Here is a 25,352-nt window from a genome sequence, read left to right on the forward strand (position 1 = left end):
CGCCGCGCCGACGATGCCACCCGCGACGTCGACGCCTGGCTGAAAACCTATTTCATGCGCGACCGCATCGGCGACGAATACAACGGCACCGTGAGCGCGGTGACCAGCTTCGGCATGTTCGTCGCGATCGACGATATTTTCATCGAGGGTCTGGTTCACGTCTCCGAACTTGGCCAGGATTATTTCCACTACGACCAGGCCAAGCACATGATGCTCGGTGAACGCACCGGCAAGCGTTACCGCCTCGGCGACCGTGTGCGCATCAAGGTGATGCGCGCCGACATCGAGACCAGCAAGATCGACTTCAGCCTGGTCGAGCAGGAAAACTCCGCACTCGACATGCAGCGTGCGTTCGAGAAGCAGGAGCCGCAAAAGAAAGCCGGCAAGGCCAAAACGGGCAGCAGGAAGAAATGAGCGAGAAACCCGCCGGCAAGCATGCCGCTGAAAAACTGATCTACGGCTTTCACCCCGTGCTGGCGCGCCTGCGCCAGGACCCGTCGGGCATCTTCGAAATTTACCTCGACCTGACCCGCCGCGACGCCCGCGCGCGCGACCTGGTGCATCAGGCCAAGGACAACGGGGTCAAACTGGCGCAGGTCGAAGCCGACCGGCTGACTCGATTAGTGGGCAAGACTGCCAAGCATCAGGGCGTGGTCGCCCGCGTCAAACCGGTTGCGCTGACGCATTCGCTCGACGAAGTGCTGGAGAACATCCAGGGCCCGCCGCTGCTGGTGATCCTCGACGGCGTCACCGACCCGCACAACCTCGGCGCGATCCTCCGATCCGCGGACGCCTTTGGCGTCCACGCCGTCATCGCGCCGAAGGACAACGCCGTCGGCATCAACGCCACCGTCGAAAAGGTCGCCTCGGGCGCCGCGGAGAGCGTGCCCTACCTCATGGTCACTAACCTTGCGCGCACCATCGAGGATTTGAAGGAACACAACATCTGGGTCATCGCCGCCGACATGGACGGCGACAAGCCGCTGTCCGGCATCGACGCCAGGACCGGCATCGCCTGGGTGCTCGGCGCCGAAGGCGCCGGCATCCGCCGCCTGGTCAAGCAAAGCTGCGACCAGGTCGCGCGCATCCCCATCGGCGGCACGGTGGAAAGCCTCAATGTGTCGGTGTCGGCGGCGCTGTGCCTGTATGAGACGGCGAGGCAACGCGCGGCAGGCTAGAATGAATGGCGTTTCAACGGGTTTCACAAGGCGTCAACCCATGCGAACCGTCAAACAAATCGTCCACGATATTGCTGACCACTTGCCAGATCAGGCGAGCTTCGACGATGCCATGTATGCCCCCTACGTGCGCCAGAAACTGGAGCGCTCGCCCGCGCTCCGGAGGGCGGCGCGGGCGAGCGCTCCGTTTCCTGCCCCCGGAGGAATGACCATGCACCACGACATCGAGACCCGACCCGCAAATTTCGTGGCCGGCGGTGCGCCGCGGCCCTGAATGGACACCTGAATGGACATCGAGCGAGTCGCAGGCGGCAACTGCACGCCGCCTTTCCCCGTCCACGAAGCGCTTGCCGATGCGTTCGTCGCGGCACACGCGACGCCGTCGGCCGGGCGCGATACGACCGTGGCGCATGCGCTCGGCGTCTGCGCGGGCTTCGCCTACGCCGATGCGGCGACCGTCGCGCTGATGATGACGCGGCTCGGGCTCGAGGCCAGCGCCTGCATGCGCATCGCGCAGACCGTCGATGCGATGTACGTCTACTCGACGGCCTACCTTGTGCAGAGCCGCTGCGGACGGGTGGCGATTCTCGCCTACCGTGGCACCGAGACGACCAACCTCGGCCACTGGATCGGCGACGGCGACGTCGGCTCGGACTCCTCGCAGCTGCTGACCGGCACCGGCGAGTCGCTGCGTGTGCACGCGGGCTTCTACCGCAACCTGCGGCTCACCCGCCTCGCGGTGGTCGACGCACTCGAACTCGCACTGCACGGCAAGTCGCTGCTCGATCCATCGAAGCGGCTCGAACATTCACTCGAAGCCCTGTATGTGACCGGGCACAGCCTCGGCGGCGCCATGGCCGCGCTGTTCGCGCTCACGCTCGGGCGCGACGACCGGGAACGCGCCCTGCTGGCGCGGCTGCGCGCGATCTACACCTACGGCCAGCCGATGGCGATCGGCGGCCCCCTGACGCCGGCGGTGGACGCGGTTGCCCGCCGGCTGCATCGCCACGTGCTGCCACGCGATCCCGTGCCGGCACTGCCGCCGACCGCCTGGGGGCGTTTCGCGCACTTCGGCCACGAGTACGTGTACAGCGATGGCCAATGGGCACAGTCGAAGGCGCCGGTGGCGCAACTGAAGAGCGCGACCGGCATCCCGCGCGCGCTGCTGGCCATCTTCGCGACCGAGAAGCGCCGCGCGAGCCACCCGCTCACGGCCGCCGACCACGGTCCGCACCAGTATCTCGCGGCCTTGCGCCCGCCCGGACGCGTGAACGAGCTCGGCGACTAGATCGACAGCACGCCCGGCCAGTGGCGCATCCATTCACGGCTCCTGGCGATCGCCTGCCATTGCGGGTCGTCGCGTTCGACCCGCATCGAGCCGGCGATCAACGCGTCGATCCGCGTTTCGAGCGCAGTCGCGATCGCCGCGTCGGGGACGACGAGCATCAGTTCGCTCTCCCAGTAGCCGGCGGTGATGTCCAGGTTGGCGCTGCCCACCACGCAGGCGCGGCCGTCGGCGCTCATCACCTTGGCGTGCACGTGCGAACCGACGACGCCGATGCCCGGCGCCCACGACGGACGCCGCTTCACCTGGAACAGGTAGCCCTCGCCGCCCGCGGCGATCAGCGCATCCATGCGCGAGTGCACCAGTGAGGTCGCCGCGGTGCGCGCCGTCGACCAGGGGCCGCCGAACGGCACGCCGTCGTGCGTCGGCGTCAGGTTGCCGAACAGCATGCGCACCCGCACACCGCGCCGCAGTGCGCGCAGCAGCGCGTGCTGGATCTCGAGGATCAGCGGGAAGCCGTTGACGACCTCGATGTGCGACTGCGCCGTTTCGATCAGCGCGATGTAGGCCTCGAGCGTGTAGGCGTCGTGCAGGCCGCGATGGATCACGACGCGCACCGGCGTCGATCCCGCAGGCGGGCTTGCCACGATCTCGAAAGACTCGCCGCCGGCTTCGCGCCAGGCATCGTGGAACGCGCGCTCGAGCACGTCGAGCGCCGGGCCCTCCACGCGTGAACCGCCATCGAGCCAGGGCACTTCGCGCCACATCGAATCGGGCGAGAGCGCGACTTCGTCGAAGCCCGTGTAGTACTCGTGCGAGACATTGCGGCCGCCGACGAGCGCGACCCGATTGTCGACCACGACGAGCTTGCGGTGGTCGCGCCGCTTGAGGTCTTCGAGCGACGGCAGGCTGGTGATCGGCCGCGAGACGCGCAGTTCGACGCCCGACTGCGCGCCGAGGCGCTCGAGCAGCGGATTGCGCGCGCCGAGCGAGCCGTGCTTGCCGTGCAGCGAATCGACCAGCACGCGCACCGTCACGCCGCGCGCGGCCGCCTGCGTCAGCGCGGCCTCGATCTTCCGGCCGATGTCGTCGTCGGCGGCCATGTAGGTCTGAAAATGCACGCGCTGCGTGCTCGCCGCGATCGCGTCCAGCAGCCAGGTGCGCGCCTTCACGTTGTCGAGTTCGAGTTCGACGCGATTGCCGGCGATGACCTGCGATCCGGTGGTGGCGTCGAGCCGGTCGGCGAGAGGCACGGGCCGCGCGAGCCGCGGCGGCGCGGGCAGCGCGGCCGCCGACAGCTCGCCGGCGCGCAGCGCGGCGAAGCCGGTGGTGGCGGGTCGGCGCGTGCCGCGATGGACGATTGCGGCGACCGGATAGCCGACGCTGCGCAGGCGCGCTGCGGCGCGCGCGAGGCGCACGGCATCCGCCTCGCCCGGCACGTCGAGCGCCTGGCCTTCGTCGAGCACCAGGCCGACGTCGATGACGCACGGCACCAGCCCGTGCGCCTGCAAGCGCGCGCGCAGCGAACGGCAGCTGCGCATCGCACGCACCCGCACGGCGAGCACCTCGCAGGCGTCGCCGAGCGCGCGCACGGCTGCCAGTCCGTGCTCCGACAGTTCCGCGTCGAACAGCACGAGTGGCGATGTGCCGGGGCGGACGACGCGGATCGTCTGCCGCACCGCGAGCACAGGATCGTCCGGCGCGGGGCCGGCGACGCGATAGGCGCCGTAGCTGGCGGCGCGGCAATCGGCCGGGAGTTCCGCTTCGCCGTCCCGCGTATCGAGCAGCGTCACGACGCGACCTTCGGCGACGAGCGCGATCTGCTGGTCCGGGATCGGCGTGCGGCGGCCCACGCCGGTGGCGTACTCGAAGCGCGCACGCAGCGGACCGCCGTCGTCGATCAGGTCCGGCGTGTCGAACTCGCGCTCGGTCAGCGGGCTCGCCGGGCTTGCCGGCGGCAACAGCAGGCTCGGCACGGGCCAGTGCTCGCGCAGCAGCCAGGTCACCGGCAAGCGGGCGAACACCAGCAGGTCGACGTCGCCGCGGCCGACGCTGGCGGCCAGCCAGTCGCGAACCTGCGCCGCGGGTTGCGCGACCAGCCGCAGCGTGGTGCGGATAGCCGCGACGCCGCGCGCCGCGTCGAAATCCTGTGGCAGCGCCGCCGCGGCGTGCAGCACGGTGACGTCCATGTCGGTGCGGCCGTGGTCGCGCAGGAAGGCGTTCATCACCACGCTCGCCCCCCGCTCGGTGACGACGCAGGTCAGTCTCGTGGCGGCACCCGGGTGCGGCGCGGCCACGTCGGGCGGTGCCCACAGCACCGCGAGCGCATGGCGCCGGCGCAGTTCGGCGAGGAGCGGCAATGCGGCGAGCGGCAGCGCGTCCGAGACGAGCAGATCGGCCTGCAACAGCGCCACGAACTCGGCAAGCCCCTCGCCGTCGAGGTCCGGAACGAGGCGCACCTCGGCGCTGGCGGCGCTCTGCGCGGCGAGCGCGCGCAATTCATCGAGGGCGCTGTCGACGGACGACAATTGTTGTTCGTCGGGGCGCCAGTGCACGAGCACGACCAGCTGTTCGAGGGCCGGCGCAAGCGTGCGCAGGCGAGCCAGCGCGGCACGCGCGCCGCCCTCGAGCGTGCTCACGAGCAGTACACGGCGGTAGTTCATGAACGTCTCCTGTCGACGATCGCGGCCCGTGTCACCGCAGTGCCCGACTCGTCGACCATCCAGGCCTGCACGGAAGCAATCGTGCCATCGTCGTCGATGTCGTAGAGGTTGAAGCCCGCGCGAACCGACGCGCGCGGATCGTCGAGTGCACCGCCGCTTGCGCTCACCACATCGAGACCACCGGCCGGGGTGGGCAGCACGCGCCGCTCGCGTTCGTGGATGTGCCCGTAGAGCACGAGTCCGCGCGCGAGGCCCGCGACACTGCGCCCGAACGCGGTGGCGTCGACCAGTCCATCGCGCAGACGTACGACGCGCGGTCGATGATCGACCGGCGGGTGGTGAATGAGCAGCACCGGCGTACGCCGCGCGACTTCCGGGTGGGCGAGCACCGCCTCGAGGGCGGCAAGCTGTTCGCGGCCGAGCACGCCCGCGGAGACGAAGGGCGGCCGCGGCACCGCGCTGGTGAGCGCGATCAAGGCCACCGGTCCGCGCAGCTTCACGCAGGGATAGCGGCCCGCTTCGAGGTCGCGCGCAAGCTCGGGCAGGTCGCTCTGCAGGAAGGGATCGAAGTGACGCACGAAGTCGCGCTCGCGAAAGATGGCCGGCAGATAGACGTCGTGGTTGCCCGGGACGACCGTGACTTCGGCCGTGCGCGCCACGTCGTCGAGCAATGCGCGCGCCGCAATGTATTCACTCTCGAGCGACAGATTCGTGATGTCGCCGGTGACGACGACCTGGTCGGCGCGTGCGGCGGCCTGCGCCAGCACCATCCGCAGATACTCGCGGCGATAGACGCGACTCCTGCGCATGACGAGGTTCACATGACCGGTGATGCGCTTGTTGAAGAGAATGCGCCGCCACTCGACGCCGGCGGGCGAGAGTACATGCAGGTCGGAGACATGGGCGATGCGCATCATCGGTCGGCGAGCGGTCCGGCAACCCTGACGTGAAGGGCCTCTACTCCCACCCGATTATCAGTCTGCATGAATAAAACAAATAAAATCATACGGATACCGAATGACTATCCTGTAATTCAGGACAGGCCCCAGCGGCAGTAACTCACGCCAGTTCCTGCAAACGCAACAAGCGCGCAGCCTCTTCCTCTCGCGCGTCATCAATTTCCCGCATCACCCCCTCCAGATCGACCGGCGGCTTGTCGCATACGAACCGGCCGGTGAGTTCGGTCTCGGGATTCAGATTGCCGTGTTCGTACAGCGCCCAGATTTCCTCGGCGTACTGCGTCGCCAGCAGTGCCGGCGCGAACTGGCCGAAGTAGGTTTTCAGGTTGTTGACGTCGCGCGCCAGCATGGCCTGCGCGTGGTTGTTGCCGGCGGCGTCGACCGCCTGCGGCAGGTCGATGATCACCGGGCCGTCGGCGCCGACGAGGATGTTGAACTCGGACAGGTCGCCGTGGACGACGCCGGCGCACAGCATGCGCACCACTTCGCCGATCAATGAGCGGTGGTGGGCGAGGGCTTCGGTTTCGGTGAACGACACGTCGTTCAGCCGGGGCGCGGCATTGCCCTCCAGGTCGGCCACCAGTTCCATCAGCAATACACCTTCATGGAAGTTGTGCGGCGTGGGCACGCGCACGCCGGCAGCAGCCAATCGATACAGCGCGTCGACTTCGGCGCTTTGCCAGGCGGCTTCCTGCATTTCGCGGCCGTATTTGCTGCCCTTGGCCATGGCGCGCGCCTGCCGGCTGTTCCTGGTCTTGCGGTTTTCGGTGTAGTCGACGGCTTGGCGGAAGCTGCGCTGGTTGGCTTCCTTGTAGACCTTGGCGCAGCGGATGTCGTCGCCGCAGCGGACGACGAAGACCATGGCTTCCTTGCCGCTCATCAACTGGCGCACGACGCCGTCGATGAGGCCGTCTTCGAGCAGGGGTTGGAGTCGCTTGGGGATTTTCATCGGAGCCCTCTAGCCGCGCACCTTGCGGTACGCCTCCAGCAGGCGCCGGTGCATCGCGCTCCCCTCGAAGTCGCTGCCCAGTGTCGTCAGCCCGAAGAAGCGTTCGTCCTGATTGAGCAGCGCGAACGCCTGCTCCAGCGTCTCGCGGCCGTACAGCAGGGCCAGCGCGGGCTCGAAGTAGGTAGGCGCGTCGAGCTGCGCGAGGTCGGCGATGCAGCGGTAGACCTTGAGGCGCGCTTCGCCGCGCTGGCCGTACTGGGCGATCCAGGTGCAGCCTTCGAGGATCGCTTCGTCGTCGCCCAGGGCCAGCGCGAGCAGCAGCTTGAGTTCGCCGACGCGCAGATCGGTCCACGGCGAATCGGCATCCGGCGCCAGGCCGATCAGCACCGGCACCAGGCGGTCGTCGGCCAGCTCCAGTTCGATCATCAGATCGAGCAGCTCGGCGCATTCGTCGTCGGAGAGCTCGGGCAGGCGCGCGAGCGCCGGGCGGATCAGGTTACCGATGCTGTTGTTCTCGAATTCGAGCTCATCGACCGGGTAGATCTCGGACACGCCGGGCACCAGGATGCGGCAGGCGTAGACGCCGAGATGGGTGAAGTCGGCGATGTAGATGTCATGCCCGTCGGCGTGCAGGGCGCCGCACGACCACGCGTAATCCTCTTCGGTGGTGGTGCCGAAGTTCCAGTCGACGAATTCGAAGTCGGGGGTGTCGCGCAGGAACTGCCAGGAAATCACGCCGCTGGAATCGACGAAGTGGATTTCCAGGTTCTGCGGGTCGGCAATTTCGGCCGGGTCGAAGCCGGGGGCGGGGAAGCCTGCCAGCGAATCGAGCGCGCGGCCTTGCAGTAATTCAGTCAACGCGCGCTCCAGCGCCACTTCGAAGCGCGGATGCGCGCCGAAGCTGGCGAAGCAGCCCTGGTCCCCGGGGTGCAGCAGGGTGACGTTCATCACCGGATACTGCCCGCCGAGCGAGGCGTCCTTCACCAGGATGCCGAAGCCGGCGCAGCGCAGCGCGCGGATGCCGGCGGCGATGTGCGGATAGCGGGCGATCACGTCTTCCGGCACGTCGGGCAGGCACAGGCCCTCTTCGATGATGCGGAACTTGATGTGGCGTTCGAAGATTTCGGACAGCGCCTGGGTGCGTGCCTCCATCGGCGTGTTGCCGGCCGACATGCCGTTGCTGACGTAGAGATTGCCGATCAGGTTGACCGGGAAGTACACGGTTTCGCCGTCGCGCAGACGCTGGTAGGGGATGGCGCAGATGCCGCGTTCGATGTTGCCGGAATTGAGATCGACCAGCTGGTCGGCGCGCACGCTGGCTTCCGGGTTGTAGAGGCCGTGCAGCGCGGGCGTCAGCAGGCCGCTTGGCCAGGCATCGTCGCCGTCGTCGAGCGCGAACCAGCGCTCGGCGGGATGGTGGACGTAGGCGCGATTGGCAATCGTCTCGCCCAGATAGAAGTGGGTCCAGAAATAGTTGCTCGACAGCCGCTCGAAATATTCGCCCAGCGCGCTCGCCCGCGCCGCCAGCTCCGAGGCGCCCTTGCCGTTGGTGAACAGCAGCGGGCAGTCGCGGTCGCGGATGTGTACCGACCATACGCCTTCCACCGGATTGAGCCAGGAGCGTTCCTCGATGTGGAAGCCGATCGCTTCGAGCCTGGATTGCAGGGTGGCGATCGACGCTTCGAGCGAGGCATCCTTGCCGGGAATGAAGTGTTCGGTGGCGTGCATGAGGCGACTCTTTTCTGAACAGCGAACAGCATAAGCGATGCGTCAAGTGCGGCGTAAAATGAATGCCGACGATCCGTAATCTTGCCGGCTGTCTCCTGCCCATGCCCAACCGCCTCTCCTGCTTATTGTTGTTGCCCGGCCTTGCGCTTGCAGGCCCGGCGGCCGCGGCCGCCCAGACCTTCGGTCTGGACAACGGCCAGGCCGCGCTGGCCGCCCGTCCGCAGGCCGAGTGGGTGCGGCAGGCGCAGGCGCTGGAAAAACGCGCCGACTGGCCGGGCCTGCTGGCGTGGGGGCAGGCCTGGGCGCAGGCCGACGCGAAGAGTGCGCTGGCCTGGTTCGTTCAGGGACGCGCGCTGGGCGAACTGGGGCGGTTCGCCGAAGCGATCGTGGCGTATCGGCGGAATCTGCACCTCGACCCCGGCGATGTGCATGCGCGCAACAATCTGGGCAATGCCTGGCGCGACAGCGGGCGCCCGCGCGAGGCGATGCAGGCGTATCGCGCGGCGGTGGAGATCGACCCCGACTACGTCCAGGCCTGGCACAACCTGGGGCTGACGTTTTATCTGACCAAAGGGCAGGACGGGGTGGCGCAGGCGCTGCATAAGCTGCAGGCCACCGACCCGGCGCTGGCCGAGGTCTGGCGCGCGCTGGCGGTCGAATATTCGATCACGCGCGACGTACGGGTGGCGCGCGCAGCGGTACGGGTGCTGCGCGGCCTGAGCGCAGCCGAACGCGCGCGCCTGTTCGGCATCCTGTTTGCCGACGGCTGACTGTCACCCCGCGCTCTGCTCGAACTCCGCCACCGCCTGCCGCAAGCGGCTGGCTTCCTGTTCCGGCCGCATCAGGCCGCGCCGGGCACGCGCACGACCGAGCAAATCGGCATAAAAGCCGGGATCGTGCTCGGCTAGCGACAGCAGCTCGGCCAGCCGCCTTTCGTCGCCCACCGGAAAATAGCCGGGGTAATCCTCGCCCAGCATGCCGACGTTGCCGGGCATGCGCGAAGCCAGCACCGGCACCTCCGCCGCCAGGGCCTCGCAGATCACGTTGGCGCCGCCTTCCATCACCGACGGGATGACCATGAGCTGCGCCCGCGCCAAGCGCTTCAGCACCGTCTTGTGCGGCACCTCGCCGAGCCAGTGCCAGCGCGGCAGCTTGCTTTGCGCCAGCGCCGCGGTGTCGGCCATCTCCTTGCTCAAGGCGCTGCCCAGATGCGTCACCTGGATGTGCGAGTGCGCGGGCAGGTAGGCGGTCGCCAGCGCCGGCCGGAACGGATCTTTTTCCGCACGCAGGTGGCCGATCACCAGCACCTCGAAGGTGTGGGCAGGCGAGGGCAGGCGGGCAATGTCGGGCGACGACTGGTAAATCACCCGCGTCTTGGCGGCCAGATGCGGGGCCAGCTCGTCGACTCCGCGATCCTGCAGCACGATCAGCCGGTGCGCGAGCTCCAGCGCCTGCTGGGCGTCGCTGTCTTCGTGGATGTCGCGATACAGGTCGGTGCCGGTCAACGCCAGCAACAGGGGGCGGCTCGGAAAGCGTTCGGCAAAGGCGCGGATCGAGGCGAAGCTGCGCCGCGCATGCAGCGCCAGCATCAGATCGGCCGCGCGCCCATCCCATTCCACCTGCACCTGCACGCTGTGCCCCGCCTCGCGCAGAAAATGCGCCCAGCGTGCGGCGGTGTGCCAGTTGCCGTTGCGGTGTTCGCGGCCATACGGCGTGATGAGGACGATGCGCATCGTGTGAGTGTAGCTTGCCGGATGGATCGCGGATAATCTGCGCATGACCGAAATCCCCATTACTTCACGCGACAACGTCATTTTCAAGCGGCTGAAGAAGCTCGCCGAGTCTGCCCGCGCGCGGCGCGAGGCGCAGACGACGCTGCTCGACGGCGAGCATCTGCTGGCGGCCTATCTCGACGCCGGCGGCCAGCCGCACACACTGGCGCGCGCCGCCTCGTTCGGCAGGGAGCGATTCGTGCAACTGACGGCGCGCTGTTCCCGCGCCAGGGCCATCGTGTTGCCCGATGCGTTGTTTGCCGAACTCGCGCCGGTCGCCACGCCGACCGGCTTGCTGGCCGAAGCGGCCTGGCTCGCGCCGCCGCAGCCGGACGGTATGCCGCTCGTCATCGTGCTGGAGGACATCCAGGATCCCGGCAATCTCGGCGCCATGCTGCGTACCGGCGCCGCGGCAGGGGCGACGCTGGCGGTGCTGTCGAGGGGCTGCCACGATCCCTGGTCGCCCAAGGCGTTGCGCGGCGGACAGGGCGCGCAGTTCGTGCTGCCGATGCGGCTGGGGGCGGACCTGGTGGCGTGGCTGCAAGGCTTTGCCGGCCGCAGCGTCGCGCTCGCCCCGGCCGAGGACAGCGATTTCTATGCGCTCGACCTCGGCGGGCCGCTTGCCCTCGTCGTCGGCAACGAAGGCGCGGGGCTGTCCGCCGCGGTGCGCGGTGCGGCGCAGCTGAGCGCGCAGATTCCGATGGCGGGCAGGATCGAATCGTTGAATGCGTCGGCCGCGCTGGCGGTGGCGCTGTTCGAGGCCGCGCGGCAGCGCAGGCGCTAGGCGGCCTGCGCCGCCGGGTGCGCGCCTCAAGCCGGGCCGAACTCCTGCAGCCAGTCGCGGCCCAGCAGCGCGACGACCTGCTCCGCCGCAACCGGCCGGCTGATGAAATATCCCTGCACGATGCGGCAGCCGAGTTTGCGCAGCGATTCGAGCTGCTCCCGGTTTTCCACCCCCTCGGCGACGGTGCCGAGATGCAGCCCCTTGCAGAGGGCGAGAATCGAGCCGATGAGTGCTTCGTTGACCGGGGCGTGCTGAATGTCCTTGACGAAATAGCGGTCGATTTTCAGGACGTCGAGCGGGAAGCGCTTCAAGTGGGCCAATGACGAATAGCCGGTGCCGAAGTCGTCGACGGCCACGGCGATTCCCAGCGCCTTCAAGGCGAGGATTCTCTCTACGGCGGCGTCGACGTCTTCCATGAAAATGCCTTCGGTCAGTTCGAGCTGCAGCGATTGCGCAGGCAGGCCGGACTGCTCCAGCGCGTCGCGCACGCTTGCGAGCAGCGATTCGTGCCAGAACTCCTTGCTGGAGACATTGACGGCAACGCCCAGGTCGGCGAACCCGGCGGCGTGCCAACTGGCGGTCTGACGGCACGCCGCCAGCAGAAGCGACCGCCCGATGCCGACGATCCCGCCGGACTCTTCCAGCAGTTCCAGAAAAACAGCCGGGCCGAGCAGGCCCTTGTCCGGGTTGTTCCAGCGGATCAGCGCCTCGACGCCGTGGATGCGCCCGGTTTCCAGGTCGAGCTGGGGCTGGTAATGAAATACGAACTCGTTGCGCTGCAGCGCATAGTGCAGTTCGGTTTCCAGCTGCAGTCTTTCTTCCGCCATGGCGTTCATCGCCGCGTCGTAAAGCTGGAAGCGGTTTCTGCCGCCGCTCTTGGCGGTGTACATCGCCGTGTCGGCATTCTTCAGCAGACTGCCGGAGTCGGCGCCGTCGTTCGGATAGACGCTGACGCCGATGCTGCAGCGGGCAAAAATCTCGCGCCCGGCGATCAGGTAGGGCTTGCCTGCCACGGCAAGGATTTTTTCCACCACCTGCAGGATATGGCTGACCCTGGCGGCATCGATGACCACGACGAACTCGTCGCCGCCCAGCCGCGCCACGATGTCCTCGGCGCGCGTGGCTGTCCGCAGGCGCTGGGCCACCTCGCTGATGAGCGTGTCGCCCATGGCATGTCCGAGGGTGTCGTTGACGCGCTTGAAGCGGTCCAGATCGATGAATATGACGCCCACCAGCGTTTTGCGCCGCTGCGCACGCACCAGCGCCTGCTCCAGCCGATCCATGAACAGCATGCGGTTGGGCAGGCCGGTCAGGCTGTCGTGGGTGGCGAGATGCTCGCGTTCGCGGCTGGCGCGATGGGTGTAATGAATGACGGCCGCAGCGACGAAGATCCCCAGCAGCAGGGCAATGCCGGACAGCAGATACATCCAGAAACGCGCCACCTCGTGCGCCTGATGCGCCTCGCGGCTGGCCGCCAGCGCGATTTTCTGGGTTTCGGCGTCGAGTTGCGCGAGCACGGCCAGGACATTGTTCTGCGCCGGGATGGCATCGGCGAGAATCCGTTCTTCGGCGTTCCGGCCGGCGTCGTTGCGGAACGTGTCGACAATCCGGTTGTGAATCTGCATGGCAATGCCGGTCAACCGTCCCTGCAGGGCAATCAGCTCGCGTTCCCGGCTGCTCAGGGGCATGCTCAGCAGCGCTGTCCGCGCATTGGCAAAGTCCGAGCCGCCGGCGTCGAACTGCATGAAAAACGCGTCCCGCTCGAACGGGTCGTCGCTTTGCGCCAGCCTGAGCATGCTGAGCGTGCGTTCGCGGGCGGCACTCATCATGGTCTTGGTGAGGCTCAGCTTGCGCATGTGGACATCGACAACCGTGCCGAGGTTGTCGGCGGTCGTCCTGAGCTGCTGCAAGCCGATGGCAGTAACGAACAGGATCAGCAGCAACTGGCTGACAAAGCCCGCGAACAGCGCGCGCCGCCAGGCTGAGGGGAGGGCAGGACGCAGCCCTGCCTTCGCATCGGCGGCGATCTCGGTGTGCATGGGGTTCAAACTGCGATTTTCCGGGTGAAATTCCCGGTGCTTGCGGTCGTCAAGCCGTCCGCAAACCTGCTGTGGCGGCGCGTGAACGGGGGTTCGATAAATGGCCGGACATCTGAAAACTCCTGGTGTTTGAACAAGGGCAGGGATGCGCACCGCAGGCTGCATCGACGCCAAGACGCCTGTTCAAACGGTCGGGCGGCGGAAAACTTGAGAGCGGGCGGACTGGCAGCCGGCCGGCGCCGTTCAGGGGTGCCGCAGGCGCGCCGCGATTTCCTCCACCGACATGCGGGTGGTATCGAGGACGGGAAGGGCATGGCGTTTGAAGAGCGCCTCGGCGGCAACCAGCTCTGCGCGGCATTGTTCTGGACTGGCGTAGCGGCTGTCGGGGTAGCGCGCCTGGCGGATGGCGGCAAGGCGCCCGGCCGACAGGGTCAGGGCGCGCAGCCGCGGCAGATGGGCGAGCAGGACGCCGGGCAGCGTGGGATGGGCAAGGTCGTCCGGGGTGAGCGGATAGTTGGCGACGCGCAGGCCGTATTGCAGGGCGAGGTAGAGCGCGCTGGGGGTTTTGCCGACGCGCGAGACGCCGACCAGGATGAGGTCGGCCTGGCCGAGACGTTCGGGGCTGAGGCCGTCGTCCAGGTTGAGCGCAAAGTTGACGGCGTCCATGCGCGCCTCGTAGTCGGGCGCCATGCCGTGGGTGCGGCCGCCGCTGGGGATGGCGGTCTGGCCGAGCGAGGCCTCGACGGCGGGCGCGACCAGTTCGAATACGTCGAACAGGCCCGCACCTGCGCTGCGCAGGACGCCGCGCAGCGCAGGGTCGGTCAGCGTGGAAAACACCAGGGCGCGGGGCGCGGCGGCAATGCGCGCGGCAGCGGCCTGGGCTTTCCCGGCGCTGTCGACGAAGGGCAGCGTAATCAGGCTAAACTCAAGACGCGGGAACTGCGCCAGCACGCTCTTGGCGACGGCTTCGACCGTCACGCCGGTGTGGTCGGACACGCAAAATACGCTGCAATCATTCATGGAGATCACCTATGTCTGCTGACTATATTGTGCCGCTGGACGCCTTGTCGATCGCGGATGTGCCGCGCGTGGGCGGCAAGAATGCCTCGCTTGGCGAAATGATCCGCCATCTGGCGGGCGCGGGGGTCAAGGTGCCGGGTGGGTTTGCCACCACCGCCCAGGCGTTCTGGGATTTTCTCGACCATAACGATTTGCGCGCGCGCATCCATGCGCGGTTGGCGGCGCTCGACGTGGCAGACGTGACGGCGCTGGCCGCGGCCGGCGCGGAGATTCGCGCCTGGGTGGAAGCGGCCAGCCTGCAGCCCGCGCTGGAGAGCGGCCTGCGCGCCGCCTACGCGGCACTCGGCAACGCGGTATCGGTGGCGGTGCGCTCGTCGGCCACCGCCGAGGATCTGCCCGACGCCTCGTTCGCCGGCCAGCAGGAAACCTATCTGCACGTGCGCGGCGAAGACGCGCTGCTGGCGTATGTGAAAAAAGTGTTCGCCTCGCTCTACAACGACCGCGCCATCGCCTACCGCGTGCACCACGGCTTCGACCATGCCGAGGTGGCGCTGTCGGCCGGCGTGCAGCGCATGGTGCGTTCCGACATCGCGTGTTCGGGGGTGCTGTTCACGCTGGACACCGAATCCGGGTTTCGCGACGTGGTGTTCATCACCGCGGCTTACGGCCTCGGCGAAACCGTGGTGCAGGGTTCGGTCAACCCGGACGAGTTCTACGTGCACAAGCCGACGCTGGCGCAAGGCTTTCCCGCCGTGGTGCGGCGCGAACTGGGCGAGAAGGCCATCCGCATGGTGTGGCGCGACGGCGCCACCGCGGTCGAGGATGCCCCGCCGGAACTGCGCCGGCAGTTTGCGCTGACCGACGCCGAAGTGCTGGAACTGGCGCGCCAGGCGGTGCAGATCGAACGCCACTACGGCCGGCCGATGGACGTGGAATGGGCCAAGGATGGCGAGACCGGCGAGCTCTTCATCGTGCAGGCGCGGCCGGAAACGGTGAAGGCGCGCGAGACAAGCGGCGGCGAGCGCTACGTGCTGGAGGCCGCCGGCGAGGTGCGCATCAGCGGCCGCGCCATCGGCCAGAAAATCGGCGCCGGCGTGGTGCGGGTGATCGCCAGCCCGGCGGAAATGAATCGCGTGCAGCCGGGCGACGTGCTGGTGAGCGACATGACCGACCCCGACTGGGAGCCAGTGATGAAGCGCGCCGCGGCGATCGTCACCAATCGCGGCGGCCGCACCTGCCATGCCGCGATCGTCGCGCGCGAACTGGGCATCCCCGCGGTGGTGGGCACCGGCGAGGCAACCACGGTGCTGAAGGACGGCGAGACGGTGACGGTGTCGTGCGCCGAGGGCGACACCGGCACGGTCTATGCGGGCAAGCTGGCGTTCACGGTGGAAACGCTGGCGAGCGAAACCCTGCCCGAGCCCCCGGTGAAGCTGATGATGAACGTCGGCAACCCGGAGCGCGCCTTCGAGTTCGCGCAGATCCCGAACCACGGCATCGGCCTCGCGCGCCTCGAATTCATCATCGCGCGCATGATCGGCGTGCATCCGCTGGCGCTGCTCGACCATGCCGGCCAGCCGCCGGCCCTGCGCGACGAAATCGACCGGCGTACCGCGGGCTATGCCGACCCGGTGTCCTTCTACGTCGACAAGCTGGCCGAAGGCATCGCCACGCTGGCGGCGGCGTTCTGGCCGCAGCCGGCGATCGTGCGGCTGTCCGACTTCAAATCCAACGAATACGCCAACCTGCTCGGCGGCGAGCGCTACGAGCCGAAGGAGGAAAATCCCATGCTGGGGCTGCGCGGCGCGGCACGCTACGTGTCGGCGCTGTTCCGCCCGGCGTTCGAACTGGAGTGCCGCGCGCTGAAAAAGGTGCGCGAGACCATGGGATTCGGCAACGTCGAGGTGATGATCCCCTTCGTCCGCACCGTCGAGGAATGCGCGGCGGTGGTGAAGCTGCTGGAGGAAAACGGCCTCAAGCGCGGCGACAACGGCCTGCGCCTGATCATGATGTGCGAGATTCCCTCCAACGTGCTGCTGGCCGACGACTTCCTGCAATACGTCGACGGCTTTTCCATCGGCAGCAACGACCTGACGCAACTCACTTTGGGCATCGACCGCGATTCCGGCCTGGTGGCCGAAGGCTTCGACGAACGCAACCCGGCGGTGAAAAAGCTGCTGGCCGAGGCGATTGCCGCGTGCAAGCGGCACGGCAAATACATCGGCATCTGCGGCCAGGGGCCGAGCGACCACCCCGATCTGGCCGACTGGCTGGTCGAGCAGGGAATCGGCTCGCTTTCGCTCAACCCGGATACCGTGGTGGCGACCTGGCGGCGGCTGGCTACCTGACGCCCTGCGCCTTGGGCGATAGCGCCGCGCCGCTGAACCCTGTAGGAGGGCCGCCTTTATGCCCGTTCTTTGGGTACCCGGCCCGATGCCGTGGTCGTTGCGACGGCACGACAATCGCGGCGAGCACCCGAAGGGCATAAAGGCGCCGCTCCTACATACAGGGGCCCGCTGCCTTGGCCGTCGCGACGGTGCGAACATCGCGGCGAGGCGCCGCTCCCACATGCAGGGGCGCGCCCACATGCAGGAGCCCGATGCCGTCGAGTGGGCAGCCGCTGCGGAAACCCGAACCCCGTAGGAGGGCCGCCTCGGCCCGCTGCCGTGGCCGTTGCGACGACACGGCAATGGCCTGTTGCAAAAGACACCCGTGCCAAACCCGAAAACCGGTGTCGTTGCATTTTTCATTGACCCGAAAATCGCTGATTGGGGCAACACTATGTTTATAAAGACAAATTCAATTTGGCACGCAACGTGCTTAATACTGCGTGTCGCCAAGCGGAGGATGGGTGTGCACGTTGCCAGTTTGCTCGATCTGTTTCATGACCGGCCGGTCGGCACGAGCAGCCCGGTCGTCAAGGATGTCGATATTCCCGATCTGGGGCGTGTGCATGTGGTGCATGCGGTCGATTGCCTGGGGGCCATGTGCCCGCGGCCGCAGTTGCTGACCCTGAAGGTGTTGGGCGAAACCGGGCCGGGGCAGGTCGTCGAGGTGATGCTCGACAATCCCACGGCAGTCGAGGGGTTTCCTGCGCTGGCGCAGACGCTTGGCTGTACGCATCTCGCCACGGTGCGGGATGCCGATTGTTGGCGTGTTTACCTGCGCAAGGGTTTGTAGGCATTGTGGAGCGGCCTGCCAGGGCCGCCGGTCTGATTGAGGAGAGTGTGAGTGAACGTAGCGTCGACGAGTATCGCAACTGAAACGCACTGGCTGCTTCGCAAAAGCAGCGTGCAGGCGCTGGGGGTTTTTCTGTTCGTTGTCCTTGGCTCGCTGTGGGCGCTGGCGCAGGACACGCGCTTCGCCTACCTGCTGGTTTATGTCTGGTTCGGCCTCGCCTACGGCGCGCTGCTGCAATACGGCCGCTTCTGCATGGCGTCGGCGGTGCGCGACCTGTTCGCGGTGAAGGTGCCGCGCATGGCGGTCGGCGTGATGATCGCGGTGGCGCTGTACGCGGTGGTGGCCGCCATCGTTTCCCTGGCCGGCTTCAGCACCTTCCATCCCAACGCAATGGGCTGGCACATCGTCATCGGCGCCGCGATCTTCGGCTTCGGCATCGTCTTCACCGGCGGCTGCGCGTCCGGTTCGCTGTACAAGGCGGGCGAGGGCAACATGAACTCGATGCTGGTGATCATCGCCATCTCGTTCTCGCAGGCCGTCGTCGTCAGCGCCAGCGGCTGGTGGGATGCGCTGGTGCCGCAGTCGTGGCTCGATGCCGCCGCGGCCCAGGACATGCCGGCCGAACTGACGATCACCGAGGGCTGGTTCGACATCTTCACCGCCGGCTACATCTGGGGCCTCAAGGGCACCACCATGGCCGAGGTGCTGGGCATGGCCGAGACCGCCCGCGGCATCATCCTGGCCAATACGCTGCTGACCGCGATTCTGCCGGTCATGATCATCCTGGTCGCGCTGTATGTCCTCTACTACCGCAAGAGCTACCTGCGCCGCTCCGGCAAGGCCAGCCCGACGCTGCGCGACGAATTCGCCGGCATGTGGGCCATGTGCACGTCGTCCAGGAATACCGCCCTGGCCGGCATCGGCCTCGGCATCCTTGCCGGCCTGCACATGTACGTGACCGGCGCATTGCGCGAGCACTACGGCATCTTCAACTTCGGCGAACTGCTGGTGGCGATGGGCTACACCGACGGCCTGTCCATCCAGGACACCGTGTTCGATCCGGGTTACTGGTACATCACCACCCAGGAAGCACAGTGGGGCGGCTGGGTCATGCAGAAGCTCGGCATCGACAGCATGGACAGCATCTTCTTCGGCCTCGACAACGGCTTGCCGAATCCGCTCTTGAACGCGCCCGGCTTCATGTCGATCGGCATCATTCTCGGCGCCGCCATCATGGCGCTCTCCCGCCGCGAATTCAAATGGAAGATGCCGAGCTGGGAAACCGCCTTCTTCGCCATCGTCGGCGGCACCCTGATGGGCATCGGCGCGCGCCTGGCGATGGGCTGCAACATCGGCGCCTTCTTCGCCACCGTGACCAACGGCGACCCTAGCGGCTGGGTCTTCCTGATCGGCATGACGCTAGGCGCCTACGTCGGCGTCAAGGTGTTCACCTGGTGGATGGACTGGAGCACCGCCCGCAAGGCAGGCGAGTGCGGCCTGTAAGGACGCGCCCGCAGATTTTCGACACATTGGATTAAGGAGCAATACCCATGGCCATGAGTTTCAACAAGACCGGCGACCACGAATGGGAGCTGAACGTGTGCGGCTACACCTGCCCGCATCCGCAGATGTACACCAAGAAGGCGCTGCAGAAGATCGAGAGCGGCGACGTGCTGTCGCTGGTGTTCGACAACCCCTCGTCGGGCGAGTCGATCATGGCGATGTGCGAAGCGGAGGGCAGCGACCTCATCGACCGCCAGGACGCCGGCGGCTCCTTCGTCTGGAAGATCAGGAAGGCCTGAGCGATGCAGCTGGGCATAGTCATCACCGACGAGCGCCACCTCGCGCACGCCAACGGCCTGCTCGACGCCGCGCTCGCGCGCGGCTGGGATCCGCAGTGCTTCCTCACCGACAGCGGCGTCAACCTGCTCGCCGACGTGGGCTTCGTCGGGCGCGCACGGGCACGCCCGAACAGCGTCTCGCTGTGCGAGCACAGCGCCGAGCGCTATGCCGAGGGGCGCTTTGAACTGAATTCGCTCGCCGACTTCGTCATCGTCGGCGGCCAGTACCAGGATGCCGAACTGGTGAAGAAGTGCGACAAGGTTCTGGTTTTCTGAGGACGCGACATGGCAGATCAAAAACACATTCTGATGGTGGCCGTGCAGAAGCCGGCCGAGGCGCTGCGCATGGCGAGCGGACTCACCCTGCTCGATGACGCGGTCGCCATCGCCGCCTGGGGCAAGCTTCCGGGAGGGGCCGAGGTGGCCGAACAGATGGAGGCGCTCGAATTCGCCGACGTGCCGGTGGTCGAGCTCGACCCCGCGCAGGACGCGCTGGCGGCGCTGGCGCGGCAGATCATCGACAACGACGTGGTGTATTGCGTATGAGCACGGAAAAACGGGTTTTGCTGATCAATCCCGTGGCGGTGCCGGCGATGCCGGGCCTGGCCGAAGCCTTGCGCGCCGCCGGCGCGCAAGTGCGGGAAACGAACATGGACGATTACGGCGCTTTGCTCGACGCGCTGGAACAGGACTGGATGCCCGTGGTGCTGAAAGCGCCGCTGGATTGAAAGTGTTTTGCCCGCGGCCATGGTCGCGGTAGAGGCTGTGCATGGCTGGGGCCGGGTTTTTCGCCTTCCCCAGCGGGCCGGCCGCTATGGGTGCGTCGTCTTGCCAAACGGCAAGGCTGGCGCGGGCTTGAAAATGGACGGAGGATTCTGGATGAATAAGCATATGAACAGGGGATGGGCTGGCGCGGCCGTGCTGTCCCTGATGTTGGGCCTGCAGGGATGCGGCGGGGGGGGCGGCGAGGATACGACCGCCCTGGTGAAGCAGATCCCGGTCAATACGCCGGCGGCGATCGCCCAGGTCTCGGACGACAACTACGACAACAACGTCAATGGCCTGATCACCGCGGCGACGCTGAAAAGCTGGAAGGACGACTGGCTCGCCAATCGTCCGGCGGGGATTACCGGCAAGCTGGTGATCCTGCAGGCGTCGGCCGGCCCGGCGGGCTCCGAATACGTCAAGCCCAACGGCCTCAACGTCTTCACCTATCTTTCGCCCAGCAGCGAGTGGATCCAGACGCGCAGCAACGGCGTCATCGAAACGCCGAGCATGGTGCCGGACGGCGCGGGCATGGACGCGCTGCTGAAGAAATTCAACATCGACCCGAAGAACGACATGATCGTCGCCGCCATGGGCACCGGCAGCACCGGCAATGCGATGGCGCAGGGCCGCATCTGGTACGCGCTGCGCTACTGGGGCGTCGACAAGAAGAACCTGGCGATCCTCAACGGCGGCAACCAGTGGATCAACGGCAACGGCATGGTCGCTGGCGACTTCCAGGCAGCCGCCAGCGCGGCGCCCGGCACCGGCCACGCCTCGGTCAAGGATCTGCTGGTCGACAACACCGCACTGCAGGCCACGGTGCAGGACCTGCTGGCTGCGGTGGTTCCGTCGGGCGACAGCAACGTGAAGAACGACGGCGTCTTCATCTGGGATGCGCGCAGCCTCGGCCAGTACAGCGCCGGCGAAATGGTGGAACTCAGCGAGGATACCAATTCCGATCTCGCCGGCAACCAGGCGTGTGCGACTGCATACTGCGCGCCGGTCAACCCGGCCAACTACATGTGGAGCTTCCAGAACGGCGGTTCGCGCCAGGGGCACCCGTGGGGCACGCTGCAGCTCCAGTACACGCACATGCTTGACTCCACCAAGGGCTTTGCCTACCGGCCCAAGGCGGAACTGGCCGCGCTGCTGGCAGGCGGCACCAACGCCCAGGGCGTTGGGTTCGTCGGCGCCGACTATGCGCTGGTCGGGGCGGGTAACGCCTACCAGGATGGCGACACCGTCTACGCTTACTGCGAGACGACTTTCCGCGCGATGATCACAGGCGTGGCGAGCGGGGTCATCCTCGGCAAGCCGACCCGTTTCTACGACGGTGCGATGGTTGAGTGGAACTCGCTGACCGGCGCAAGCGTCATGACCGATGCGACGGGCGCTGCGATCCTGCCGGACAATTCCGAGTGGCGCACCGACGTGAAGTCTTTCTACCGCGCCGCAACCAGCAACACCCTGGTGGCCCAGCGCTACGTCACCGATGCGCACGCCAAGTCGGCCAATGCCATCGTCAACGCCGACAAGGCCTACAAGTACGGCGAGATCATCCCGACTGCCGGGGCCAACGCGCCGCCCGCCAACCCGTGCGGCGGCTGACAAGCATCTGAACTATTGCCTCTCCTCCTCTGGCCCACGATACTCTCGTGGGCTTTTTTATATGGAGTCTCGATGTTGAAATTCGCTTCGCATGCGGGTCCGCTGCGGCTGCTGGCGGTCTGTGCGCTCGCGCTGCTGGCGGGCTGCGGCGACAAGCCGGAGGCCGCGGTCGAGGCTTTCCTGGAACGCCACTGGGCCGAGCCGATGGCGCCGCAGGGCGCGCCGCCGGCGGCGTTCTCGCCGCTGGAGGCGTCGCTGGATCCAGCGGCCTGCGGGCAATGCCACGCCGAGCAGTACGCGGCCTGGCGCACCAGCCTGCACAGCAAGGCGATGGGGCCTGGCTTGCGCTGGCAGCTGCTGCTGATGGATCAGGAGCAGGGCAACCGCTGCCTGCGCTGCCATACGCCGCTGGCCGAACAGAAAGCGCTGCTGGCACTGGAGCACGGCTGGCCGAACGCGCCGAAGCAGCCGCCGCCGGATTTCGTCCCGGCCGACCTCGGGCATCAGGGCCTCGTCTGCGCGGCCTGCCACGTGCGCGGGCACCAGCGCTTCGGGCCGCCGCGCGGCGAGGCGGTCAAGGACGGCCCGCATGGCGGCTTTGTCGTGGCCGAAGCCTTCCAGGACAGCCGCTTCTGCGCGCATTGCCACCAGTTTCCGGACAACGGCCCGCGCATCGCCGGCAAATTGCTGGAAGATACCTACCGGCAATGGTTTGCCAGTGCGTACGCCAAAGAGGGGGCCGGCAAGCAGACCTGCCAGTCTTGCCACATGCCGGATCGCCAGCATCGCTGGCGCGGCATTCACGACCCCGAAATGACGCGGCGCGCGATCGAGGCGTCGCTGAAACTGCATGCGCTTGGCGACGGCCGCTACGAGGCGCGGGCGAACGTCCGCAACAGCGGCGCCGGCCACCATTTCCCGACTTACATGGTGCCCAAGGTCGAGCTCGTGTTCTACCGCCGCGATGCCGACGGCGGCCGCGTCGAGCTGGGGCGCCACGTCATCGGCTGGAACGTCGACACGCCGATCACGCGGGAGCTGTCCGATACCCGCATTGCCGCCGGCGAGGCGAGTGAATTCCGTCAACCCTTCGTAGCGCCGGGCGGCGGCGGCTGGCGCGTGGAACTGGTCATGCGGGTGCTGCCGGCCGAGCATTACGAGCGCATCTACCGCGACGCGCTGGACCGCGCCGGCCAGTTGCCGGCCGCGGCGGTGCCGCTGTTGCGGCGCGCGCTCGACGAGGCCGTGGCAACGCGCTACGAGTTGTTGCGCATCGAGGCCAGGGCGGAACCTTGAGGATGGCCTTTTCATCGTTATCCGCCGGCGTTGCGCCGCCCTGGAGCGGCGCCTTCATGCCCTCCGGGTGCTCGCCGCGATCGCGGGCTTCAACAACCGGCGGCGGCATCGCCTTGAGGACAGAACGGCCGCGTTTCTGCATGCCGCAAGGGCGGGAATGCGGGGGTTCGGCTGTGCCCCGGCGCTTGCCCCGCACGATTGCAATTTGAAAGATTGCGGTTTGTTCCGCTTGTTGTGCAATCGAATCGGGCGGATGGTTTTTGATAAGCCGTTGTTACAAAAGAGCAATGGATGTGGGCACGATACGTGCTTTAGTTTGGATGTCGATATGACAGAAGGGGACCGGAAGCCCATGCGATCAACTGGCGTAGTCACTGCGATGGCCCTTGCCCTGCTGCTGGCGGCACCGGCCGTCGAAGCGGCCGAGCCGGGGCAGCCCAGGCTCAAGTACCGCGGCAAGGCGCTGGCGTGTACCTGTGCCACGGGTACGAGCGAGGCGGAGATCAGCAAGGCATGGGACGCCCGGTTCAAGCAGTCGGAAGGTGCCCGTCTGGATAGTCTGGACGGGCTTCCCGCAACGCGTGACGAGCAAAGGAGAAGGGAAGATGAAGCGCAACCAAGGTAAGGGCAGTCTGTTGGGAAAAATCTGGCGTGGCGGTGTCATGCTCTCGCTGCTGGGTCTGGGTGTCGCGGTGCTCGCCGGTCTGGCCGGCAGGCACGCCGAAGATTCGGCCGGGCTTGCGGCCGCGGGCTGGGGCGGTGAAGCAACGGTGGCGCTGGCGGAAGGGGTGGCGCAACTGTCGCCGATTGCGCTCGCCAATGCCTGCGGCCTGGGGGCGTCGAGCTGCTTCAAGTGCCATAACGGCAAGCGCGCCGCTGCGCCGGAAATGGATGCCGCCAAGGCGCCCTGGCATGCGCAGCATTCCAAGGTGAACAACTCGTGCGTCGGCTGCCACAAGGGGAACTCGCGCATCATGAAGGAGGAGGTGGCGCACGCGAAGATGCTCGCCAAGCCTCGCGACAACACGGCCGAGGCCTGCGGCAGCTGCCACAAGGGTGATCTTGCCAAGGTGCAGGGCGCATACCACACCATTCCTGGAGCGAAATAATATGAAGCTTTCATTGTCCCGCGCCCGTGCGCTTGGTCTCCTCGCCGGTTTGCTGCCGCTGAGCGCGGTTGCCGGCCCCACTATCGAGTTCGGCGAGCAGGGTTCGCTCACCTTTACCTATGCCCTGCAGGGCTGGCTGCAGCACAAGGGGTTCACCTCGACAAGCGACAACGGCTCGTCGAACGACGCCTTCTTGCGCCGGAACCGGCTGACCTTTTCCGGCCAGTACAACGACTACGTGGGGTTTTATGCCCAGATCGAGGCCGGCAACGACAGCAAGCTCGGCAACGACGACAAGAGCGTCTATTACCGCGATGCGTACGTGACGCTGGACTACCGCGACGACCTGCGCTTTATTGTCGGCCGTTTCAAGAACACCTTCTCGCGGGAGAACCTGGAGGCGTGCCTTGAGCCGCTGACGCTGGATCGCGCGGAAGCGCTGGCCTACACACCGTTCGGCGGCAGCCGCGACACCGGCCTGGCGGTCTGGGGCAATCTGCTGGACGCCAAGTTCCAGTATCGTTTCATGATCGCCGACGGCCGCGAGGGCGACAATGTGGCCAAGGACAATCCCCGTCTGACGGGCCGCGTGCATTACAGCTTCTGGGAGCCGGAGTTCAGCTACGGCTATCTGGGTACCTATCTGGGGACGAAGAAGGTGCTGACCATCGGCGCCGGCTACGACATGCAGAAAGACGTTGTCTACGGCAACTTCGTGGGGCGCAGCGATATCAAGGATTACAAGGCATGGACCGTCGACGCGTTCATGGAATATCCGACCACGAGCGGGGTCTATACGCTGTCCGGTGCGAGCTTCAAGTACGACACCGACGGCGCCACCAATACCGCGTCGCCCGATCCGACCCTGCCGGTTGGCGCCGATCTCAAGGGCTATTACGTCAAGGCCGGCTACATGCTGCCCAACAAGGTCGGCACCGGCCGCCTGCAGTTCTTCGCGCGTCACGAGAAGTCCGATTACGGCGTCAAGACCGGCAGCGCCGAGTATTTCGACCAGAAATGGAATAGCGTGGGTGCGAACTACTATCTCGACGGACAGCGCCTGAAGATCAGCTTCGAGTACGCGGACATCGCCTTCGATACCGAGCATCCGACCAACCCGGCGCTGCAGGATTACAATCAGGCTACACTCGGCCTGCAGTTCATTTTCTGACC

25 protein-coding genes are annotated in these 25,352 nt (G+C 66.9%); 18 read left to right on the top strand and 7 right to left on the bottom strand.

Features of this window, described 5'->3' with window-relative positions; translation table 11 throughout:
* The 4 genes from Q0L94_RS00135 to Q0L94_RS00150 form a co-directional block, all read left to right on the top strand.
* Positions 1–414, top strand: a 414-nt coding sequence (locus Q0L94_RS00135; RefSeq protein WP_296748919.1) for a S1 RNA-binding domain-containing protein, incomplete at its 5' end; no start/stop codon positions are given.
* On the top strand, positions 411–1,178 hold the full coding sequence (gene rlmB, locus Q0L94_RS00140; RefSeq protein WP_296748921.1) for a 23S rRNA (guanosine(2251)-2'-O)-methyltransferase RlmB: 768 nt from the start codon (positions 411–413) through the stop codon (positions 1,176–1,178). The genes Q0L94_RS00135 and rlmB, both read left to right, overlap by 4 nt.
* Before the next feature lie 40 nt (positions 1,179–1,218).
* Positions 1,219–1,452, top strand: a complete 234-nt coding sequence (locus tag Q0L94_RS00145) for a hypothetical protein (protein WP_296748923.1) — start codon at positions 1,219–1,221, stop codon at positions 1,450–1,452.
* A 12-nt stretch (positions 1,453–1,464) separates the two neighbouring features.
* A complete protein-coding gene (locus tag Q0L94_RS00150) occupies positions 1,465–2,466 on the top strand; it encodes a lipase family protein (protein ID WP_296748925.1) in 1,002 nt (333 codons plus the stop codon).
* Here the strand turns inward: Q0L94_RS00150 and Q0L94_RS00155 are convergent.
* The 4 genes from Q0L94_RS00155 to ycaO all read right to left on the bottom strand — a co-directional run bounded on the left by Q0L94_RS00155 (position 2,463) and on the right by ycaO (position 8,762).
* On the bottom strand, positions 2,463–5,126 hold the full coding sequence (locus Q0L94_RS00155) for a phosphatidylserine/phosphatidylglycerophosphate/cardiolipin synthase family protein (RefSeq protein WP_296748927.1): 2,664 nt from the start codon (positions 5,124–5,126) through the stop codon (positions 2,463–2,465). The genes Q0L94_RS00150 and Q0L94_RS00155 overlap by 4 nt on opposite strands.
* Positions 5,123–6,043, bottom strand: coding sequence for a metallophosphoesterase (locus Q0L94_RS00160; RefSeq protein ID WP_296748929.1), 921 nt, complete (start codon positions 6,041–6,043; stop codon positions 5,123–5,125). Before Q0L94_RS00160 ends, Q0L94_RS00155 begins: the two co-directional genes overlap by 4 nt.
* A gap of 142 nt (positions 6,044–6,185) precedes the next feature.
* The gene (locus Q0L94_RS00165) at positions 6,186–7,034 is read right to left on the bottom strand and encodes a PA4780 family RIO1-like protein kinase (RefSeq protein ID WP_296748931.1); all 849 of its coding nucleotides are present in this window, start codon (positions 7,032–7,034) and stop codon (positions 6,186–6,188) included.
* 9 nt (positions 7,035–7,043) lie between these two features.
* Entirely contained in the window at positions 7,044–8,762 is a 1,719-nt protein-coding gene (gene ycaO, locus Q0L94_RS00170; protein ID WP_296748933.1) for a 30S ribosomal protein S12 methylthiotransferase accessory factor YcaO, read from the bottom strand.
* A 62-nt stretch (positions 8,763–8,824) separates the two neighbouring features.
* Between ycaO and Q0L94_RS00175 the strand changes: the two genes are divergently transcribed.
* Positions 8,825–9,532, top strand: a complete 708-nt coding sequence (locus Q0L94_RS00175; RefSeq protein ID WP_296748935.1) for a tetratricopeptide repeat protein — start codon at positions 8,825–8,827, stop codon at positions 9,530–9,532.
* Positions 9,533–9,535: 3 nt separating this feature from the next.
* Here Q0L94_RS00175 and senB read toward each other — a convergent pair whose 3' ends face one another.
* On the bottom strand, positions 9,536–10,540 hold the full coding sequence (gene senB, locus Q0L94_RS00180) for a selenoneine biosynthesis selenosugar synthase SenB (protein ID WP_296748937.1): 1,005 nt from the start codon (positions 10,538–10,540) through the stop codon (positions 9,536–9,538).
* On the opposite strand from senB, the gene Q0L94_RS00185 reads away from it, so the two are divergent.
* The gene (locus Q0L94_RS00185) at positions 10,539–11,318 is read left to right on the top strand and encodes an RNA methyltransferase (protein ID WP_296748939.1); all 780 of its coding nucleotides are present in this window, start codon (positions 10,539–10,541) and stop codon (positions 11,316–11,318) included. The genes senB and Q0L94_RS00185 overlap by 2 nt on opposite strands.
* A 26-nt stretch (positions 11,319–11,344) precedes the next feature.
* Here the strand turns inward: Q0L94_RS00185 and Q0L94_RS00190 are convergent, their stop codons facing one another.
* Positions 11,345–13,357, bottom strand: a complete 2,013-nt coding sequence (locus tag Q0L94_RS00190) for an EAL domain-containing protein (protein ID WP_296749071.1) — start codon at positions 13,355–13,357, stop codon at positions 11,345–11,347.
* Positions 13,358–13,600: 243 nt separating this feature from the next.
* Positions 13,601–14,377, bottom strand: coding sequence for a pyruvate, phosphate dikinase/phosphoenolpyruvate synthase regulator (gene ppsR / locus Q0L94_RS00195; RefSeq protein ID WP_296748941.1), 777 nt, complete (start codon positions 14,375–14,377; stop codon positions 13,601–13,603).
* An 11-nt stretch (positions 14,378–14,388) separates the two neighbouring features.
* Here ppsR and ppsA point away from each other — a divergent pair, with 11 nt between their 5' ends.
* From ppsA to extI, 12 genes are all read left to right on the top strand, one after another.
* A complete protein-coding gene (ppsA, locus tag Q0L94_RS00200) occupies positions 14,389–16,725 on the top strand; it encodes a phosphoenolpyruvate synthase (RefSeq protein ID WP_296748943.1) in 2,337 nt (778 codons plus the stop codon).
* A 505-nt stretch (positions 16,726–17,230) separates the two neighbouring features.
* Positions 17,231–17,557, top strand: a complete 327-nt coding sequence (locus Q0L94_RS00205) for a sulfurtransferase TusA family protein (protein WP_296748944.1) — start codon at positions 17,231–17,233, stop codon at positions 17,555–17,557.
* Between the two features lie 51 nt (positions 17,558–17,608).
* Complete coding sequence (locus Q0L94_RS00210) at positions 17,609–19,060, top strand: YeeE/YedE family protein (RefSeq protein ID WP_296748946.1); 1,452 nt, start codon at positions 17,609–17,611, stop codon at positions 19,058–19,060.
* A gap of 47 nt (positions 19,061–19,107) precedes the next feature.
* Complete coding sequence (locus Q0L94_RS00215; RefSeq protein WP_296748948.1) at positions 19,108–19,359, top strand: sulfurtransferase TusA family protein; 252 nt, start codon at positions 19,108–19,110, stop codon at positions 19,357–19,359.
* A 3-nt stretch (positions 19,360–19,362) separates the two neighbouring features.
* Positions 19,363–19,674: a hypothetical protein gene (locus Q0L94_RS00220; protein ID WP_296748950.1), complete on the top strand. Its 312-nt coding sequence runs from the start codon at positions 19,363–19,365 to the stop codon at positions 19,672–19,674.
* Positions 19,675–19,683: 9 nt separating this feature from the next.
* Positions 19,684–19,944: a hypothetical protein gene (locus Q0L94_RS00225; protein ID WP_296748952.1), complete on the top strand. Its 261-nt coding sequence runs from the start codon at positions 19,684–19,686 to the stop codon at positions 19,942–19,944.
* Positions 19,941–20,126: a hypothetical protein gene (locus Q0L94_RS00230; RefSeq protein ID WP_296748953.1), complete on the top strand. Its 186-nt coding sequence runs from the start codon at positions 19,941–19,943 to the stop codon at positions 20,124–20,126. Before Q0L94_RS00225 ends, Q0L94_RS00230 begins: the two co-directional genes overlap by 4 nt.
* A gap of 163 nt (positions 20,127–20,289) precedes the next feature.
* A complete protein-coding gene (locus Q0L94_RS00235) occupies positions 20,290–21,774 on the top strand; it encodes a hypothetical protein (protein ID WP_296748955.1) in 1,485 nt (494 codons plus the stop codon).
* A gap of 72 nt (positions 21,775–21,846) precedes the next feature.
* A complete protein-coding gene (locus Q0L94_RS00240; protein WP_296748957.1) occupies positions 21,847–23,070 on the top strand; it encodes a multiheme c-type cytochrome in 1,224 nt (407 codons plus the stop codon).
* Between the two features lie 67 nt (positions 23,071–23,137).
* Positions 23,138–23,695: a hypothetical protein gene (locus Q0L94_RS00245; protein WP_296748959.1), complete on the top strand. Its 558-nt coding sequence runs from the start codon at positions 23,138–23,140 to the stop codon at positions 23,693–23,695.
* Positions 23,676–24,179, top strand: coding sequence for a hypothetical protein (locus Q0L94_RS00250; protein WP_296748960.1), 504 nt, complete (start codon positions 23,676–23,678; stop codon positions 24,177–24,179). The genes Q0L94_RS00245 and Q0L94_RS00250 overlap by 20 nt, the downstream gene beginning before the upstream one ends.
* Position 24,180: 1 nt before the next feature.
* Positions 24,181–25,350 carry a selenite/tellurite reduction operon porin ExtI gene (gene extI, locus Q0L94_RS00255; RefSeq protein ID WP_296748962.1) on the top strand — a complete coding sequence of 390 codons (1,170 nt, stop codon included), beginning with the start codon at positions 24,181–24,183 and terminating at the stop codon, positions 25,348–25,350.
* Positions 25,351–25,352: the final 2 nt, after the last annotated feature.

This window comes from Thiobacillus sp., from assembly GCF_024708915.1.

Bases quoted from the DNA above. Each gene is read 5' to 3' on its own strand.
- rlmB (WP_296748921.1), top strand. From the start codon at position 411: ATGAGCGAGAAACCCGCCGGCAAGCATGCCGCTGAAAAACTGATCTAC.
- Q0L94_RS00145 (WP_296748923.1), top strand. From the start codon at position 1,219: ATGCGAACCGTCAAACAAATCGTCCACGATATTGCTGACCACTTGCCA.
- Q0L94_RS00150 (WP_296748925.1), top strand. From the start codon at position 1,465: ATGGACATCGAGCGAGTCGCAGGCGGCAACTGCACGCCGCCTTTCCCC.
- Q0L94_RS00155 (WP_296748927.1), bottom strand. From the start codon at position 5,126: ATGAACTACCGCCGTGTACTGCTCGTGAGCACGCTCGAGGGCGGCGCG.
- Q0L94_RS00160 (WP_296748929.1), bottom strand. From the start codon at position 6,043: ATGATGCGCATCGCCCATGTCTCCGACCTGCATGTACTCTCGCCCGCC.
- Q0L94_RS00165 (WP_296748931.1), bottom strand. From the start codon at position 7,034: ATGAAAATCCCCAAGCGACTCCAACCCCTGCTCGAAGACGGCCTCATC.
- ycaO (WP_296748933.1), bottom strand. From the start codon at position 8,762: ATGCACGCCACCGAACACTTCATTCCCGGCAAGGATGCCTCGCTCGAA.
- Q0L94_RS00175 (WP_296748935.1), top strand. From the start codon at position 8,825: ATGCCGACGATCCGTAATCTTGCCGGCTGTCTCCTGCCCATGCCCAAC.
- Q0L94_RS00185 (WP_296748939.1), top strand. From the start codon at position 10,539: ATGACCGAAATCCCCATTACTTCACGCGACAACGTCATTTTCAAGCGG.
- senB (WP_296748937.1), bottom strand. From the start codon at position 10,540: ATGCGCAGATTATCCGCGATCCATCCGGCAAGCTACACTCACACGATG.
- Q0L94_RS00190 (WP_296749071.1), bottom strand. From the start codon at position 13,357: ATGCACACCGAGATCGCCGCCGATGCGAAGGCAGGGCTGCGTCCTGCC.
- ppsR (WP_296748941.1), bottom strand. From the start codon at position 14,377: ATGAATGATTGCAGCGTATTTTGCGTGTCCGACCACACCGGCGTGACG.
- ppsA (WP_296748943.1), top strand. From the start codon at position 14,389: ATGTCTGCTGACTATATTGTGCCGCTGGACGCCTTGTCGATCGCGGAT.
- Q0L94_RS00215 (WP_296748948.1), top strand. From the start codon at position 19,108: ATGGCCATGAGTTTCAACAAGACCGGCGACCACGAATGGGAGCTGAAC.
- Q0L94_RS00220 (WP_296748950.1), top strand. From the start codon at position 19,363: ATGCAGCTGGGCATAGTCATCACCGACGAGCGCCACCTCGCGCACGCC.
- Q0L94_RS00225 (WP_296748952.1), top strand. From the start codon at position 19,684: ATGGCAGATCAAAAACACATTCTGATGGTGGCCGTGCAGAAGCCGGCC.
- Q0L94_RS00230 (WP_296748953.1), top strand. From the start codon at position 19,941: ATGAGCACGGAAAAACGGGTTTTGCTGATCAATCCCGTGGCGGTGCCG.
- Q0L94_RS00235 (WP_296748955.1), top strand. From the start codon at position 20,290: ATGAACAGGGGATGGGCTGGCGCGGCCGTGCTGTCCCTGATGTTGGGC.
- Q0L94_RS00240 (WP_296748957.1), top strand. From the start codon at position 21,847: ATGTTGAAATTCGCTTCGCATGCGGGTCCGCTGCGGCTGCTGGCGGTC.
- Q0L94_RS00250 (WP_296748960.1), top strand. From the start codon at position 23,676: ATGAAGCGCAACCAAGGTAAGGGCAGTCTGTTGGGAAAAATCTGGCGT.
- extI (WP_296748962.1), top strand. From the start codon at position 24,181: ATGAAGCTTTCATTGTCCCGCGCCCGTGCGCTTGGTCTCCTCGCCGGT.